The 15880-nt window shown below is 71.9% G+C and carries 14 protein-coding genes; 10 read left to right on the top strand and 4 right to left on the bottom strand.

All coding sequences use genetic code 11. The features are described from left to right. Nucleotides 1-15 precede the first annotated feature (15 nt). From AOK15_RS15465 to AOK15_RS15435, 7 genes are all read left to right on the top strand, one after another. The gene (locus tag AOK15_RS15465; RefSeq protein ID WP_055517041.1) at nucleotides 16-879 is read left to right on the top strand and encodes a TrmH family RNA methyltransferase; all 864 of its coding nucleotides are present in this window, start codon (nucleotides 16-18) and stop codon (nucleotides 877-879) included. A 53-nt stretch (nucleotides 880-932) separates the two neighbouring features. After that, on the top strand, nucleotides 933-2069 hold the full coding sequence (locus tag AOK15_RS15460) for a sensor histidine kinase (protein WP_055517039.1): 1137 nt from the start codon (nucleotides 933-935) through the stop codon (nucleotides 2067-2069). A gap of 139 nt (nucleotides 2070-2208) precedes the next feature. Then, nucleotides 2209-3330 carry a phenylalanine--tRNA ligase subunit alpha gene (gene pheS, locus AOK15_RS15455; RefSeq protein ID WP_055517036.1) on the top strand — a complete coding sequence of 374 codons (1122 nt, stop codon included), beginning with the start codon at nucleotides 2209-2211 and terminating at the stop codon, nucleotides 3328-3330. Further along, a complete protein-coding gene (pheT, locus tag AOK15_RS15450) occupies nucleotides 3330-5843 on the top strand; it encodes a phenylalanine--tRNA ligase subunit beta (protein ID WP_055517034.1) in 2514 nt (837 codons plus the stop codon). Before pheS ends, pheT begins: the two co-directional genes overlap by 1 nt. 415 nt (nucleotides 5844-6258) lie before the next feature. After that, the gene (locus AOK15_RS15445) at nucleotides 6259-7212 is read left to right on the top strand and encodes a PP2C family protein-serine/threonine phosphatase (RefSeq protein WP_240508440.1); all 954 of its coding nucleotides are present in this window, start codon (nucleotides 6259-6261) and stop codon (nucleotides 7210-7212) included. Between the two features lie 223 nt (nucleotides 7213-7435). Beyond that, on the top strand, nucleotides 7436-8776 hold the full coding sequence (locus tag AOK15_RS15440; protein ID WP_055517032.1) for an NsdA family TPR-like regulatory protein: 1341 nt from the start codon (nucleotides 7436-7438) through the stop codon (nucleotides 8774-8776). A gap of 98 nt (nucleotides 8777-8874) precedes the next feature. Next, nucleotides 8875-9420, top strand: a complete 546-nt coding sequence (locus AOK15_RS15435) for an NUDIX hydrolase (RefSeq protein ID WP_055517029.1) — start codon at nucleotides 8875-8877, stop codon at nucleotides 9418-9420. 27 nt (nucleotides 9421-9447) lie between these two features. On the opposite strand, the gene AOK15_RS15430 is transcribed toward AOK15_RS15435, so the two are convergent. Continuing rightward, nucleotides 9448-9705 carry a hypothetical protein gene (locus tag AOK15_RS15430; RefSeq protein WP_055517027.1) on the bottom strand — a complete coding sequence of 86 codons (258 nt, stop codon included), beginning with the start codon at nucleotides 9703-9705 and terminating at the stop codon, nucleotides 9448-9450. 653 nt (nucleotides 9706-10358) lie between these two features. After that, nucleotides 10359-11234 carry a 3-hydroxybutyryl-CoA dehydrogenase gene (locus tag AOK15_RS15425; RefSeq protein ID WP_079058508.1) on the bottom strand — a complete coding sequence of 292 codons (876 nt, stop codon included), beginning with the start codon at nucleotides 11232-11234 and terminating at the stop codon, nucleotides 10359-10361. 192 nt (nucleotides 11235-11426) lie between these two features. On the opposite strand from AOK15_RS15425, the gene AOK15_RS15420 reads away from it, so the two are divergent. Beyond that, on the top strand, nucleotides 11427-12665 hold the full coding sequence (locus tag AOK15_RS15420; protein ID WP_055517024.1) for a glycoside hydrolase family 10-like protein: 1239 nt from the start codon (nucleotides 11427-11429) through the stop codon (nucleotides 12663-12665). 25 nt (nucleotides 12666-12690) lie between these two features. Here AOK15_RS15420 and AOK15_RS15415 read toward each other — a convergent pair whose 3' ends face one another. Together AOK15_RS15415 and AOK15_RS15410 are read right to left on the bottom strand one after the other, a co-directional pair. Then, nucleotides 12691-12885, bottom strand: a complete 195-nt coding sequence (locus AOK15_RS15415; RefSeq protein WP_055517021.1) for a DUF1918 domain-containing protein — start codon at nucleotides 12883-12885, stop codon at nucleotides 12691-12693. A 90-nt stretch (nucleotides 12886-12975) separates the two neighbouring features. Further along, nucleotides 12976-13908: a DMT family transporter gene (locus tag AOK15_RS15410; protein WP_055517019.1), complete on the bottom strand. Its 933-nt coding sequence runs from the start codon at nucleotides 13906-13908 to the stop codon at nucleotides 12976-12978. Here AOK15_RS15410 and AOK15_RS15405 point away from each other — a divergent pair. Both AOK15_RS15405 and AOK15_RS15400 read left to right on the top strand, forming a co-directional pair. Continuing rightward, on the top strand, nucleotides 13907-15382 hold the full coding sequence (locus AOK15_RS15405) for an aminotransferase-like domain-containing protein (protein WP_055517018.1): 1476 nt from the start codon (nucleotides 13907-13909) through the stop codon (nucleotides 15380-15382). The genes AOK15_RS15410 and AOK15_RS15405 overlap by 2 nt on opposite strands. Nucleotides 15383-15399: 17 nt before the next feature. Beyond that, a complete protein-coding gene (locus tag AOK15_RS15400; RefSeq protein ID WP_055517016.1) occupies nucleotides 15400-15837 on the top strand; it encodes a GNAT family N-acetyltransferase in 438 nt (145 codons plus the stop codon). Nucleotides 15838-15880 lie beyond the last annotated feature (43 nt).

Raw genomic sequence — 15880 nt, 5'->3', positions numbered from 1 at the left:
ACCCGAAGGTGATCCATGTCCGCCGCCCCCGAGTTGATCTCCCCCCGTTCCGCCCGGGTCCTGGCCGCTCGGCGGCTCGCCAAGCGGAACTTCCGGGGGAAGGACCGCCTGTTCCTCGCCGAGGGCCCCCAGGCGGTGCGGGAGGCGGCGGCGCACCGCGCGCCGACCGACGGCACGCCCACCCTCGTCGAACTGTTCACCACGGTCGACGCCGCTGAGCGCTACGCCGACATTGTCGGCGAGGCCCGCGCCGCAGGCGCCCGCGTGCACCTCGCCGACGAGACCGTCATCGCCGACATCTCCACGACCGTCACCCCGCAGGGCCTCGTCGGGATCTGCCGCTTCCTCGACACCCCCTTCGAGGAGATCCTCGCCGCCCGCCCCAAACTCGTCGCCGTCCTCGCCCACGTCCGTGACCCCGGCAACGCCGGCACCGTCCTACGGTGCGCGGACGCCGCCGGCGCCGAAGCCGTCGTCCTCACCGACGCGTCCGTCGACCTCTACAACCCCAAGGCCGTGCGGGCCTCCGTCGGGTCGCTGTTCCACCTGCCCGTCGCCGTCGGCGTGCCCGTCGAGCAGGCCGTCACGGGGCTCAAGGACGCCGGCGTACGCATCCTCGCCGCGGACGGCGCCGGTGAGGACGACCTCGACGACGAACTGGACAAGGGCACCATGGGCGGGCCCACGGCCTGGGTCTTCGGCAACGAGGCATGGGGGCTCCCCGAGGAGACCCGGGCGCTCGCCGACGCCGTCGTACGGGTTCCCATCCACGGAAAGGCGGAAAGCCTGAACCTCGCGACCGCCGCCGCCGTATGTCTCTACGCGTCCGCCCGTGCACAGCGCGCCTTCGGAGGGTGCCGCACCGTCACTCCCAGCTAGTAGGGTGACGGGCTCGGGGGCCCACTGCACAACGGAAGAGGTGGGGTACGGGGATGAGGGTCGGCACGAGCAGCACACTGGGGGGACGCGATGTGCGCGCCACCCCCGCGGCGCCGCACGCCGAGATCGCCGGACTCGGCATCGACCCCGACGACCTCCCCGACGGGCTCGTCGTCGCCGACGAACAGGGCCGCGTGATCTGCTTCAACGCCGCCGCCGCCCGGATCACCGCCGTCCCCGCCGCCGACGCCCTCGGACTGCCCCTGGAGCGGGCGCTGCCCCTGGAGGACCTCGAAGGCCGCCGCTGGTGGCAGCTGACCGACCCCTACGGGGGCCTCGCCATCCGCGTCGGCCAGCCCGAGCGGAACCTGCTGCTGCCCGGCGCCCGCGAGGTGCTCGTGTCCGCCCGCTACATCCGTACCGAACCCACCGGACCCGTCCGCCGCGTCGTCGTCTCCCTCCGCGACACCGAGGCCCGGCGCCGCACCGAACGCAGCCACGCCGAACTGATCGCCACGGTCGCCCACGAACTGCGCTCGCCGCTCACCTCGGTCAAGGGATTCACCGCGACCCTGCTCGCCAAATGGGAGCGGTTCACCGACGACCAGAAGAAACTGATGCTGGAGACCGTCGACGCCGACGCCAACCGCGTCACCCGGCTGATCGCCGAACTGCTCGACATCTCCCGCATCGACTCCGGGCGGCTGGAGGTGCGCAGGCAGCCCGTCGACATAGGCGCGGCCGTCGGTCGGCACATCCAGGCGTACGTCGCGGCGGGACAGCCCGCCGACCGGTTCCTGCTCAGGATCGAGCAGCCACTGCCCGACCTGTGGGCCGACCCCGACAAGATCGACCAGGTGCTCAGCAACCTGCTGGAAAATGCGGTGCGGCACGGCGAGGGAACCGTCACGATTGACGTCACGCCCACGGCGTCCCCCCGGGAGGGGGAGGACACCGGCACGTCGGTCACGGTGAGCGACGAGGGCAGTGGCATCCCGGAGGAGTCCATGAACCGCGTCTTCACCCGCTTCTGGCGGGGCAGCAAGCGCGGCGGCACCGGCCTCGGGCTGTACATCGTCAAGGGCATCGTCGAAGCCCACGGCGGCACCATCACCGTCGGACGCGCCCCGAGCGGCGGCGCCGAGTTCCGATTTACGTTGCCCGTGGGGGCCCCGGCCTATCTGGCCTAGCCGCCCCGCGGGCGCGTTCGCACACCTCAACCCCGTTAGACTCGGCCTTTGGCACCTTTGCGTCCCATGACGGAGACGATTCGTCCACGAGTCGGTGTGACGGGGACCTTCAGCCAGCCAACCGGAAGCACGGGAAGAGATGTCGGCACCGAATAAGTCGTACGACCCTGTAGAGGTCGAGGCGTTGAAACCGGAAGAGATCGAGCGCATGCGGGACGAGGCGCTCGCCGCCTTCGCCGCCGCGGACTCCCTCGACGCGCTCCAGGAGGCCAAGGTCGCCCACACCGGCGGCACCTCCCCCCTGTCGCTCGCCAACCGCGAGATCGGCGCCCTGCCACCGCACGCCAAGGCAGCCGCCGGCAAGCTCGTCGGCCAGGCCCGCGGCGCGGTGAACAAGGGCCTCGCCGCCCGCCAGGTCGAGCTGGAGGCCGAACGCGACGCGCGCGTCCTCGTCGAGGAGGCCGTGGACGTCACGCTGCCCCACGACCGCGTACCGGCCGGCGCCCGCCACCCCCTCACCACCCTGTCGGAGCGCATCGAGGACGTCTTCGTGGCCATGGGCTACGAGGTCGCCGAGGGCCCCCAGGTCGAGGCCGAGTGGTTCAACTTCGACGCCCTCAACATCGGCCCGGACCACCCGGCCCGCGGCGAGGCCGACACCTTCTTCGTCAAGGGACCGGACGGCGGCACCGAGTCCGGCGTCGTCCTGCGCACCCACACCTCGCCCGTCCAGATCCGCTCCCTGCTCGACCGTGAGCTGCCGGTGTACGTGATCTGCCCCGGCCGCGTGTACCGCACCGACGAGCTGGACGCCACGCACACCCCGGTCTTCCACCAGGTGGAGCTGCTCGCCGTCGACGAGGGCCTGACCATGGCCGACCTCAAGGGCACGCTCGACCACATGGTCCAGTCGCTGTTCGGCGAGGGCATGAAGACCCGGCTCAGGCCGAACTTCTTCCCGTTCACGGAGCCGTCCGCCGAGATGGACATGGTCTGCTACGTGTGCCGCGGCGAGTCCGTCGGCAACCCCGACCGGCCCTGCCGCACCTGCTCCAGCGAGGGCTGGATCGAGCTCGGCGGCTGCGGCATGGTCAACCCCAAGGTGCTCACCGCCTGCGGTGTCGACCCGGAGAAGTACAGCGGCTTCGCCTTCGGGTTCGGCATCGAGCGGATGCTGATGTTCCGCCACAACGTCGAAGACATGCGAGACATGGTCGAGGGTGACGTCCGGTTCACCCGGCCGTTCGGGATGGAGATCTGATGCGGGTCCCGCTTTCCTGGCTGCGGGAGTACGTCGACCTGCCGGCGACCGAAACCGGCCGTGACGTACAGGCCAAGCTCGTGTCGGCCGGCCTCGAGGTCGAGACCGTCGAGCAGCTCGGAGCCGACCTCAAGGGCCCCCTCGTCGTGGGCCAGGTGCTGACCATCGAGGAGCTGGAGGGCTTCAAGAAGCCCATCCGCTTCTGCACCGTCGACGTAGGCACGGCCAACGGCACCGGCGAGCCCCAGGAGATCGTCTGCGGCGCCCGCAACTTCGCCGTCGGCGACAAGGTCGTCGTGGTCCTCCCGGGCGCCGAGCTGCCCGGCGGCTTCGCGATCTCCGCCCGCAAGACCTACGGCCGCACCTCGCACGGCATGATCTGCTCCAGCGACGAGCTGGGCATGGGCGACGACGGCACCAAGGGCATCATCGTGCTGCCGCCGGAGACCGAGGTCGGCAAGGACGCGATCGAGCTGCTGGAGCTGGTCGACGAGGTCCTCGACATCGCCGTCACCGCCAACCGCGGCGACTGCCTGTCGATCCGCGGCGTCGCCCGCGAGACCGCCATCGCCTACGGCCTGCCGCTGCGCGACCCCGCGCTCCTCGACGTGCCCGGCCCGAACGCCTTCGGCCACCCCGTCCAGGTCGCCGACCCGCTCGGCTGCGACCGCTTCACGGCCCGCACCGTCACCGGTCTCGACCCCGAGGCGCGCTCCCCGATCTGGCTCAAGCGCCGGCTCCAGAAGGTCGGCATGCGCCCGATCTCGCTCGCCGTCGACATCACCAACTACGTGATGATGGAGCTCGGCCAGCCGCTGCACGCGTACGACCGCACCCTGGTCCAGGGCACCATCGGTGTTCGCCGGGCCGCCGAGGGCGAGAAGATCGTCACCCTCGACGGCGTCACCCGGAAGCTGCACGCCGAGGACCTCGTCATCACCGACGACCGCGGCCCCATCGGCCTCGCGGGCGTCATGGGCGGCGCCGACACCGAGATCGCCGACCACGACGATCTGGAGAACGCCTCCACCGAGGTCGTCATCGAGGCAGCCCACTTCGACCAGGTCGCCATCGCGCGCACCGCCCGCCGGCACAAGCTGTCGTCGGAGGCGTCCCGCCGCTTCGAGCGCGGTGTCGACCCGCTGGCCGCGTCCGCCGCCGCCCAGCGCACCGTCGACCTGCTGGTGCTCCTCGCGGGCGGCACCGCCGACGCGGGCGTCACCGAGGTCATCGCCCCGTCCGCGCCGCACACCATCGCGGTCCCGGCGGACCACCCCGACAAGGTCGCGGGTGTCGTCTACGGCCGCGAGACCGTCGTACGCCGCCTCCAGGAGGTCGGCTGCGACGTCTACGGCCAGGACGAACTGATCGTCACCGTGCCGTCGTGGCGGCCCGACCTCGCCGACATCAACGACCTGGCGGAGGAGGTCATCCGCCTGGAGGGCTACGAGAACCTGCCCTCCACGCTGCCCAAGCCCCCGTCGGGCCGCGGCCTCACCCACCGGCAGCGGCTGCACCGCCGGGTCGGCCGGGCGCTCGCCGGCGCCGGGTACGTCGAGGCGCCGAACTACCCGTTCATCAGCGAGCAGGTCTTCGACCAGCTCGGGCTGGACGCCGACGACCCGGCCCGCCGTGTCGTCCGGCTCACCAACCCGCTGAGCGACGAGGAGCCCGCGCTCCGTACGACGCTGCTCCCGGGCCTGCTCGGCGCGCTGCGGCGCAACGACGGCCGCGGCTCGCACGACCTGGCCCTCTTCGAGACGGGGCTGGTCTTCCAGCCGCGCGCCGAGCAGGGCGTCGCCGTAGCGCTGCCGGTCGACCGCCGACCCACCGACGAGGAGATCGCGACGCTGGACGCCGCGCTGCCCGAGCAGCCGCGGCATGTCGCCGTCGTCCTCGCCGGGGCCCGTGAGCAGGCCGGCTGGTGGGGCAAGGGCCGTCCGGCCGACTGGGCCGACGCGGTCGAGGCCGGGCGCGCCGTCGCCCGTGAGGCCGGCGCGGAGCTGATCGTCCGCAAGGGCCAGTACGGGCCCTGGCACCCGGGCCGCTGCGCCGAGTTCGTGGTCGTCGTCGACGGCACCGAGCGCGTCGTGGGCCACGCCGGTGAACTGCACCCCCGTGTCGTGAAGGCCCTGGGGCTGCCCGCGCGCACCTGCGCCGCCGAGCTGGACCTCGATGTGCTGGAGCGGGTCGGGGACGACACCCCGCAGGCGCCGAGCATCTCCTCGTTCCCGGTCGCCACGCAGGACGTCGCGCTGGTCGTCGACGAGTTCGTGCCGCACACCGAGGTCGAGGCCGCGCTGCGCGAGGGCGCCGGTGAACTGCTGGAGGGCATCCGGCTGTTCGACGTCTACGAGAACGCGGAGCAGCTCGGAGAGGGGCGCAAGTCGCTGGCGTACGCACTCCGCTTCCGGGCCGGGGACCGGACGCTGACCGTGGACGAGGCGTCCGCGGCACGCGACGCGGCGGTCGCCCTCGCGGGTGAGCGTACGGGGGCGGTTCTGCGGAGCTAGGACCTCCGGTGGCGCCGAGAGCGCCGAAGGGGCGGGGAGCTGCGGGTGGTTGGCGGCTGCGGGTTGTCCGTGGCTGGTCGCGCAGTTCCCCGCGCCCCTTTCAGGGGCTTCGCCCCTGAAAGGGGCTTGGCCCGGCCCCACCCCCTGCTTCTCACTCATTCGAGTGAGAACTTGGGGCGATCTGGCCCGAACGGGGCATTCGGTCGACAGAATCGGACCGGCCTCTCTGGGCCGTACCGCTGTCAGGGCCTGATGGGGGGCCAACGGCATGATTCGAATCAGGACTGGGGCACCTCCACGGGCATGGGTCCGAAGGCGCCGCCCGTCCGACCGGCGGACTGTCCGACGGGCCCTCGCGCTGGGGTTGCCGGCGGTCTGGGGCGCGACAGCCGTCACCTACAAGTGGGCCTGCCCGATGGCGCAGAACAACGGGCTCGGAGCCCGGCTCGCCAGCAGCGCCGTGTTCCTCGCGGTCGGCGCCGGGCTCGTGCTTCAGGTCAGACAGGTGATGCTGCAGGAGGTGCGGCAGGCGCGTCGGATCGCCGGCGCCGCGCAGAGCGTACTGCTGCGGCCCCTGCCCGCCCGCATCGACGGACTGGCCACCGCCGCCGCGCAGCTCTCCGCCGACCGGGGCGCGAGCGTCGGCGGCGACCTCTACGAGGTGATCGCCACCGAACACGGCGTGCGGGTCGTGATGGGCGACGTGCGCGGCCACGGCCTCTCCGCCATCGGCACCGTCGCCGCCGTGCTCGGCAGCTTCCGCGAGGCCGTCCATGACGAGGCCGAACTCACCGGAGTCCTCGGCCGCCTCGACCGCGCCCTCGCCCGGCATCTGCGGGACCGTGCCCGCGCCGAGGACACCGAGGAGTTCGTGACCGTGCTCCTGCTGGAGATCGCCCCCGACGGCGAGGTCCACGCCCTGAACTGCGGGCATCCCTGGCCGTATCTGCTGAGCGGCGGCCGGGCGGAACTCATGGCCGGCGCCGACCCGCTGCCCCCGCTGGGGGTGTTCCCGCTGCCCGCGGAACTGCCGGCCACCCCGTGCGGTCGGCTCCTCCCCGGAGAGGCACTCTTCCTCCACACGGACGGCGTGGAGGACGCCAGGGACGGCGACGGCCGCTTCTTCCCGCTGCCCGCGGCCCTGGCGGAGGCCGTGCGGGGCCGCCCCATCTCGCCGCACTCCGTCCTGCGTGCCGTCTTCACCCAACTCCTGCGCCACACCGGGGGGCGGCCCAAGGACGACGTCGCGATACTGATCATCCGCAACGACCGGCTCATGAGGGCCGCCTCCTACCAAGGCGCGGGGACCTGCACGATCGGCCCGCCCGGCTCCGCGGCCGACACCCCGCCCGTCGTCCCCGGGCCGTAGCCGCCGAGCGTCCTCGGCCTGTTCGTCCCGACGGGGCCACCGCGCTGTACGAGGGGGAGCCGGTGGCCCAGTCGGCCTCTTACGAGGCATTCCAGTCAAGCGGTCCGAAACTCTCCGCAGCAGCGCGCGTACAGCCCGAATTCGGGTATTCCCTTCACACCCCGTGTGAAGACGGAGGCGCTACGCTGCCAAACGCCGGCACCGAGCCACCGGAGGGCCCTCCATGCAGCCCAACACCCTGCTCGACGCGATCCTCGACGAGGCCGGTATCTCGCACGCCGGACTCGCCGCACACGTCAATCAGGCAGGGCGGGCACGCGGTCTGGCGCTGAGATACGAACACACCGCTGTGGCCCGGTGGTTGAAGGGACAGCGACCGCGCGGCCAGGTGCCCGACCTGATCTGCGAAGTGCTCGCCGGGCGGCTGCGCCGGACCGTCACCCTCGACGACATCGGTCTCGGAGTGCCGGGCGAGGCGGCCTCCCCGCACGGCGCGGGACTCTCCGGGTTCGTGGAGCGCGCCACCGCCCTGTGGCGCTCCGACGAACAACAACGCCCCCATGTCCTCGGCGCCCCCGCCGTCACCGGAACACCCGCCGTGATGCCGGTGTGGGAGTGGGAGAACCCGCCGGAGGACGTCGACGTCTCCCGCGGCGGACGGCATCACGTCAGCATGGCCGACATCGAGATGCTGCGCGCCGCCCGGTCGCACTACGAGCAGCTGTACCGCAAGGCGGGCGGTGTCGCGACCCGCGCCCGTATCGTCGGATTCCTCAACGCCGAGGCGGCGCCCCTGTTGCGCGGCAGCTACACCGACGCCACCGGACGCCAACTCCACCGGGCCACCGGCGGCCTGGTCGCCATCGCCGGCATCTGCGCGTACGACTCCGACGCGCACGGGCTCGCCCAGCGCTACTTCCACCAGGCGCTGCGGCTCGCCAAGGCCAGCGGGGACCGGGGACTCGGCGCGTATGTGATCGCGCTGCTCGTCAACCAGTCGCTGTTCATGCGGGAGTACCGGCAGGCCGTCGCCTTCGCCGAGGCCGCGCTGCGCGCCGCGGGCAAGCACATCACCCCGGCGCTCGCCGCGGACCTGTACGCGATGCAGGCCAAGGCGTACGCGCACCTCGGCGAAGGCACGAGCGCGCTGTCCTGCATCCGGCGTGCGGAACAGGCCGCCGAGCGCATCCGGCGCGGCCATGAACCCGACGAGACCGGCTATGTCCAACCCGGCCTGGTCAATGTGCAGGTGGCGGAGGCGCTGCTCAGCCTCGGCGACCTGGCGGCCGCGGCGGAGCACGCGGCGGCGGCCGTCGACACCCCGGCGCACGACCGGGGCCGGGTGCACCGGCTCGCCATGCTCAGCCAGATCGAACTACGGCAGGGCAACGCCGACAAGGCGGTCGAGACCGCCGTCGAAATGGCCGAGCGGGCGCGCGGAATGGAGTCCATGCGCCTGCGCGACAGACTCCGGGCGGTACGCGAGCATCTCGTGCGAAACGGCTGCGCGGGGACCACGGAGGCCGCCGAACTCATCGACGGGGCACTGCGCGTACCGCTCTGACACCGCGTCCACGGCCCGGCCGTACGCCGCCCGTGCGCCTGCTGTCACCACGCTCCTGCTGCGATATTGCCACTTACTCGGCGGAAGGTGGCAGAACCGTGCAGTGGACGAAACAGAGCGAACAAACTGTGTATTCGAACCGCTGGTTCAGCGTCAATCTCGCAGATGTCGCGTTGCCGGACGGGCGGCACCTCGATCACTTCCTGATACGGCTGCGGCCCGTCGCCGTGGCCACCGTGGTCAACGAGGCCAACGAGGTGCTGCTGCTGTGGCGGCACCGCTTCATCACCGACAGCTGGGGGTGGGAGCTTGCGGCCGGCGTCGTCGAGGACGGCGAGGGCATCGCCGACGCGGCCGCCCGGGAACTGGAGGAGGAGACCGGATGGCGGCCGGGACCGCTGCACCACCTGATGAGCGTCGAGCCCTCCAACGGGCTCACCGACGCCCGGCACCACATCTACTGGGCCGACGAGGGCGCGTATGTCGGTCACCCGGTGGACGACTTCGAGTCGGACCGCAGGGAATGGGTTCCCCTCAAGCTCGTGCCCGACATGGTCGCCCGGGGCGAGGTCCCGGCCGCCAACATGGCGGCCGCACTGCTTCTCCTGCACCACCTGAGGCTCGGACAGGACGCGGGGCGCTGATCCCTCCGGGCGTCCCGCCCGTGCCGTTCAGCGGCCCACGGCCTGCCAGATGGCCACCACCAGTGCTCCCACGGCTGCGAGCGCCGCGACCGCGGGCAGCGGCCAGCGGGAGTGCTCCAGGGTGACGACCCGTGTGCTCAGGTCGTCCAGCTCCTTGGCGGTCTGTTCGGCACGGTGACTCAGCAGGGTGAGCCCTCCCTCGACGCGTGCGTGCGCCACGTCCAGGCGGCGGCGTAACTCTGCGAGTTCACCGTGGACCACGGGATGCTCGGGGTCGATGGCCACGAGTCCGCTCCTTTCTGTAGTCGTCTCGGTAGTCGTCACATCCCTTGCATGCGCACGGCAAGTCAACTCGCCTGGTGGGCGCGTGGGGAGCGTGTGCGAGCGGCATATGCGTGTCCGTCGCGCACACGGTGTGTGAATACGACGGGCCCGGCGCCCTTTCCGGCGCCGGGCCCGTGCGAGGGACCGCTTCTCACGTTCCGTAGTTGTGGTGGGGTGCTCGGCCTGATGAGCGATGCGTATGTGAGGACCTACTCGTCCGCCGATTCCGTCGAGGGCCTGCTGTAACGGGCGTGGCTTGGGCGCGGTACGGCGATGGGACGGGACCGACGACCGGTCCTTGTATCTGGCGCGGCTGGTCCAGGACCTGGAGCAGTCCCCGACACCGGTCGTGTACGACGCACCCCGCACTCGTACGAGCCGACGGCGTACCTGGAGGCGCTCGCCGGAACGGATACGCGGTACTGCGCGACGACCCGATGGAGACGCCCGAGGTGCGCGCCGCGGCCCGAGCGCGGCTGGGAGCCGACGGGGTGATCTCCTCGTAGACCGAACCCCGGACGACGGAAAGACCCGCTCCCGGGAACATCGGAAAGCGGGTCTCTCGTGTCTTCTCCGCACCCCGTGGTGGGTGCTCGTCGAGAAGTCCGTGCAGGTCAGGGGTACGTGTAGAAGCCCGAGCCGGTCTTGCGGCCGAGGCGGCCCGCGTCGACCATGCGCTGGAGCAGCGGGGGAGCGGCGTACAGGGGCTCCTTGTACTCCTCGTACATCGAGTTGGCGATCGAGACGATCGTGTCCAGGCCGATCAGGTCGGACAGCTTCAGCGGGCCCATCGGGTGGGCGCAGCCCAGCTCCATGCCGTTGTCGATGTCCTCGCGGCCGGCGATGCCCGACTCGAACATGCGGATCGCGGAGAGCAGATACGGCACGAGGAGCGCGTTGACCACGAAGCCCGAGCGGTCCTGCGCGCGGACCGCGTGCTTGCCGAGGACCTTCTCGGCGAACAGCTGAGCCCGGCTGAGCGTGCCCTCGGAGGTGGTGAGGGCCGGGATCAGCTCGACGAGCTTCTGCACCGGGGCCGGGTTGAAGAAGTGGATGCCGATGACCTGGTCCGGACGCGACGTGGCGACCGCCAGCTTCACCAGGGGGATGGAGGACGTGTTCGAGGCGAGGATGGCGTCGGGGCGGGTCACCACCTGGTCGAGCACCTGGAAGATCTCGGTCTTCACCTGCTCGTTCTCCACGACCGCCTCGATGACGAGATCGCGGTCGGCGAACTCCCCGAGGTCGGTGGTGAAGCTCAGACGTGCCTGGGTGGCGTCCCGCTCCTCCTCGCTGATCTTGCCGCGCTCGGCCGCCTTGGACAGGGAGTTGAACAGCCGGGTACGGCCGATCTCCAGGGCTTCGCCGGTGGTCTCGGCGACCTTGACGTTCAGACCGGCGCGGGCGCACACCTCGGCGATGCCCGCTCCCATCTGGCCGCAGCCCACGACTCCGACTCGCGCGAGATCTCCCGTTGGGAAGTCCGTCACATCGTCCCTTTCACTGGTCTACGTGGCTGGCGGATACCCCTGGTACGGGCCTGCGCCAAACCTGCACGTTACCTCCGGCCGCTACCGATCAGTATCGCGGGTACCACATGGAAGGCTGGCTCCACCAACGGTCCGCGACCAGGCGGGCACGAAGCGGTACGCGGAGGTACGAGGATGCATCGGAAGCCACGGATGTCACGAAGGGCGTTCTGGGCGACCGCGGTGACCACACTCGTGGCGGCGGGCGGCGTGGCGGCCGGCACCGCCATCGCCGGTCAGGGTCCCGACCGCCGCAGGTGGGCCTCCGGTGAGCTGCGCGGCATGTGGCTGGCCACCGTCGTCAACCGGGACTGGCCCTCCAAGGCGGGCCTCACCGCCGACGAGCAGCGCGCCGAGCTGCTCGCCCACCTCGACACCGCCGTGGAGCGCCGCCTCAACACGGTGATCTTCCAGGTCCGCCCCACGGCCGACGCGCTCTGGCCCTCCCCGTACGAGCCCTGGTCGCAGTACCTCACCGGCACCCAGGGCAAGGACCCAGGCTGGGACCCGCTGGGCACGGCGGTCGAGGAGGCCCACGCCCGGGGGCTGGAGCTGCATGCCTGGTTCAACCCGTACCGGGTCGCCAACCACACCGACCCGAGCCGTCTGGCCGCAGGCCACCCGGCCCGCGAGAACCCCGGCTGGGTCGTCCCCTACGGCGGCAAGCTCTACTACAACCCGGGCATTCCCGCCGTGCGCGCCTTCGTCCAGAAGGCCATGCTCGACGCCGTACGGAAGTACCCCGTCGACGCGGTGCACTTCGACGACTACTTCTACCCGTACCCGGTGGCCGGTCAGGTCTTCGACGACGACGCGGCGTACGACACCCACGGCGGGAGCTTCCCCAACCGGGCCGACTGGCGGCGTGACAACATCGACAAGCTGGTGAAGGAGATGGCGGCGCAGATCAAGGCCGTCCGGCCCGGCACCCAGTTCGGTATCAGCCCCTTCGGGGTGTGGCGCAACGCCGCCACCGACGCCCGCGGCTCGGACACCCGGGCCGGTGTGCAGACGTACGACGACCTGTACGCCGACACCCGCAAGTGGGTCCGGAAGAACTGGATCGACTACCTCGTCCCGCAGCTCTACTGGAACATCGGCTTCGCCGCAGCCGACTACGCCAAGCTGCTGCCCTGGTGGGCCGAGACCGCGCGAGGCACCGGAACACGCCTCTACATCGGTGAGGCTCTCTACAAGGCCGGCGACCCGGCGCAGCCCGCCGCCTGGCAGGACCCCGCCGAGCTGTCCGGGCACCTCTCACTGGCCCGTGACGTGCCTGAGGTGCACGGGCATGTGTTCTTCTCGGCCAAGGAGGTGACCGTCGACAAGATCGGGGCGATGGCACGCGTGGTCGCCGACCACTACCAGCAGCCGGCGGAGCCACCGCGCTGAGCCATCGCCGGTCCGCTCTCCCGGTCTACTGCCGTGCTTCCCGGTGCCGGATCTCCGTGTCCGGGCCGGGCGAGCACACACCCTCGTGCCCGTCCTCGAACCGGACGCGGTACGGGGGATTGCCCTCCTGGCCCATGACTTCGACGATCTCGCCGACCTTGTCGTGTTGCCCGACCACCCTGCCGTGCTGGACAAGCTGGTCGCCCACGGTTGCACGCATCTTCGGGGCCTCCTCACCAGGCGCGGGAGCATAGGTCCGTGGCCTGAGTCTACGGCGGGCCGGTCCGATCGGATCCTGCCCGGACTCCGCTCAGCCCCGCGCCCGTTGGGTGACGGCGATGCACACGAGCACCGCCGCGGCCGTCAGGGGGGCGGCCACTGTCAGGTGCTCGCCCAGCAGCAGCACCGACCACACCAGTGTGAGCAGGGGCTGGGCCAGCTGCAACTGGCTGGCCCGGGGGATGCCGATGGCCGCCATGCCCCGGTACCAGACGACCAGGCCGAGGAACTGGGACCCGGCGGCCACCCACAGCAGCCCCGTCACACTGTGCGCGGTCAGCTCCACCGGCTCGTACGACAGGGCCAGCAGCGCTCCCGGCACGCTGAGCGGCAGGCAGAACACCAGCGCCCAGCCGATGACCTGCCAGCCGGGCATCACGCGGGCCAGCCTGCCGCCCTCGGTGTAGCCGGCCGCGCACACCAGGAGCGCGGCGAAGAGGTAGAGGTCGGCGGTGCCCAGGGCGCCACCGCTCTGCGCCACCGTGAACGCGAGGACGGCGGCGGCCCCGGCGAGCGCCGCGCACCAGAACGTGCGCGAGGGCCGCGAGCCCATGCGCAGCGCCGAGAACAGCGCGGTGGTCAACGGGAGCAACCCGACGACCACGGCGGCGTGCGCGGTGGTCGAGGTCTGCAGGGCGAGCGTGGTGAGGAGCGGGAAGCCGACGACCACTCCCGCGGCGACCACGGCCAGCCCCGCCCAGTGCCGGCGGCCGGGCAGCGGCACCCGCAGGGCCAGCAGACAGCCGCCCGCGACGACGGCCGCGAGGACACTGCGCACGGCGACGAGGGACCAGGGGCCGAAGCCCTCCAGACCCCAGGCGGTCGCCGGGAAGGTGAGGGAGAAGGCGACCACACCGAGGGCCGCCTGAAGGGTGCCGCCGCGGCCCACGGGACGCGGCACCTCGGCCGGACCGGTGCCGACCGCTACTGTTCGCTGGTCGATAGCGCTACTCTGTGCTCTCATGCAAGAGCGTAGCAGCGTCGCGGAACTGGCGGAACAGCTCAGAAAGGAGCTCGACCGCTACTCACCCGGTGGAAAGCTGCCATCGAGCCGAGCGCTCGTGGACCGCTTCCGGGTGAGCCCGGTGACCGTTTCGCGGGCCCTGGCCCAACTGGCCGCGGAGGGGCTGGTGGTGACACGGCCCGGCGCGGGCGCCTTCCGGGCGCGACCGCGCGAGAACCGGGCGGTGACCGTGGGGGACACCTCCTGGCAGGAGGTCGCGCTGAGCGCGGACGGCACCGCCGAGCCGACCCCGCGCACGGTCGACGCCTCGGGCGTCCTGGTCTCCCTCGCCTCCCCGCCGCCCGGCGTGATCGAGTTCAATGGCGGCTATCTGCACCCGGCGCTGCAACCGGAACAGGCCATGGGTGCCGCCCTGTCGCGGGCCGGACGGCGTCCCGGCGTCTGGGCGCGACCCCCGGTCGAGGGTGTCCTGGAGCTGCGCGAGTGGTTCGCGCGGAGCATCGGCGGGGCGATCACGGCGGCCGAGGTGATCGTGGCGGCCGGCGGCCAGTCCGCGCTCACCACGGCCCTGCGGGCGCTGGCGTCGCCCGGCGCGCCGGTGCTGGTCGAATCGCCCACGTACCCCGGCATGCTGGCCATCGCCCGGGCCGCCGGTCTGCGGCCGGTCCCGGTGCCGGTGGACCCGGACGGGGTGCGGCCGGCTCTCCTCGCCGACGCGTTCAAGGCGTCCGGCGCCCGGGTCTTCGTCTGCCAGCCCCTCTTCCAGAACCCCACCGGAGCCGCCCTGTCCGTCGAGCGGCGCGGCGAGGTGCTGCGGATCGCGCGCGAGGCGGGGGCCTTCGTGATCGAGGACGACTTCGTGCGCCGGCTCGTCCACGAGGACGCGGGGCCGCTGCCGCCGCCGCTGGTCGCCGACGACCCGGACGGCGTCGTCGTCCACGTGTCCTCGTTGACCAAGGCGACCTCGCCCAGCTTCCGGGTGGGCGCGCTGGCCGCCCGCGGGCCGGTCCTGGAACGGCTGCGCGCCATCCAGGTCGTCGACACCTTCTTCGTGCCGCGCCCCCTCCAGGAGGCCGCCCTCGAACTCGTCGGCTCGCCCGCCTGGCCCCGCCATCTGCGGGCGGTGTCCAGGGAGTTGAAGAACCGTCGGGACGCGATGACCTCCGCGCTGCGGCTGCACCTCCCCGAACTCGCCCTGCCCCACATCCCCTCCGGCGGCTACCACCTGTGGCTCCGCCTCCCCGACGGCACCGGGGGCACCGACCGGGCCCTCGGTTCCGGAGGAGAGGCCGCGCTCGTCGCCGCCGCCCTGCGTGCCGGGGTCGCCGTCACCCCCGGCCGCCCCTACTTCAGTGCCGAACCCCCGGCCGCGCACCTGCGGTTGAGCTTCGCCGGGGTCAGCGGGACGGGGGAGATCGTCGAGGGTGTCCGGCGGCTGCGGGCGGCGGTAAACGGTTCGACAGCGGGGCTCTGAACTGCGAACGTCCAGCCATGAACGACGCATTCCCCTTGCCCGAGGGCTACGAGACCTCCACCGACCCGACCCGTCTCGACGTCGGACGCGTCCACCGCTGGCTGTCGTCCGACGCGTACTGGGCCCTCGGCCGGCCCCGCGAGAAGCAGGAGCGCGCCATCGCGGGGTCGCTCAACTTCGGTGTGTACGAGGCGACTTCGGGCGAACAGGTGGCGTACGCGCGCGTCGTGACCGACAGGACGACGTTCGCCTGGCTCTGCGACGTGTACGTGGATCCGGCCCTGCGCGGCAAGGGGATCGGCAAGGCGCTGGTGGGCGCCGTCCGCGCCCACCTGGAACCGCTCGGGCTGCGCCGTGTCCTGCTCGCCACCCAGGACGCGCACACCGTCTACGAGCAGCTCGGCTTCCGCCCCCTCGTGGAACCGGACCGGTGGATGGCCCTCGTGTTCGAGTGAGACGGCGGACGGCCACCGGGGGAGGGCGCGGGTGGTTCACGGG

Origin of the sequence: Streptomyces ossamyceticus (assembly GCF_001418475.1) — a bacterium.
Taxonomy (GTDB): Bacteria; Actinomycetota; Actinomycetes; order Streptomycetales; family Streptomycetaceae; genus Streptomyces; species Streptomyces ossamyceticus.
Note: the sequence above shows the minus strand (reverse complement) of the source record. Positions and strands in the feature narration are given on the sequence as shown.

What these genes read in the sequence shown, in the direction of transcription:
- AOK15_RS15465 (WP_055517041.1), top strand. Translation starts at nt 16, where the DNA reads ATGTCCGCCGCCCCCGAGTTGATCTCCCCCCGTTCCGCCCGGGTCCTG.
- AOK15_RS15460 (WP_055517039.1), top strand. Translation starts at nt 933, where the DNA reads ATGAGGGTCGGCACGAGCAGCACACTGGGGGGACGCGATGTGCGCGCC.
- pheS (WP_055517036.1), top strand. Translation starts at nt 2,209, where the DNA reads ATGTCGGCACCGAATAAGTCGTACGACCCTGTAGAGGTCGAGGCGTTG.
- pheT (WP_055517034.1), top strand. Translation starts at nt 3,330, where the DNA reads ATGCGGGTCCCGCTTTCCTGGCTGCGGGAGTACGTCGACCTGCCGGCG.
- AOK15_RS15445 (WP_240508440.1), top strand. Translation starts at nt 6,259, where the DNA reads ATGGCGCAGAACAACGGGCTCGGAGCCCGGCTCGCCAGCAGCGCCGTG.
- AOK15_RS15440 (WP_055517032.1), top strand. Translation starts at nt 7,436, where the DNA reads ATGCAGCCCAACACCCTGCTCGACGCGATCCTCGACGAGGCCGGTATC.
- AOK15_RS15420 (WP_055517024.1), top strand. Translation starts at nt 11,427, where the DNA reads ATGTCACGAAGGGCGTTCTGGGCGACCGCGGTGACCACACTCGTGGCG.
- AOK15_RS15415 (WP_055517021.1), bottom strand. Translation starts at nt 12,885, where the DNA reads ATGCGTGCAACCGTGGGCGACCAGCTTGTCCAGCACGGCAGGGTGGTC.
- AOK15_RS15405 (WP_055517018.1), top strand. Translation starts at nt 13,907, where the DNA reads ATGCAAGAGCGTAGCAGCGTCGCGGAACTGGCGGAACAGCTCAGAAAG.
- AOK15_RS15410 (WP_055517019.1), bottom strand. Translation starts at nt 13,908, where the DNA reads ATGAGAGCACAGAGTAGCGCTATCGACCAGCGAACAGTAGCGGTCGGC.
- AOK15_RS15400 (WP_055517016.1), top strand. Translation starts at nt 15,400, where the DNA reads ATGAACGACGCATTCCCCTTGCCCGAGGGCTACGAGACCTCCACCGAC.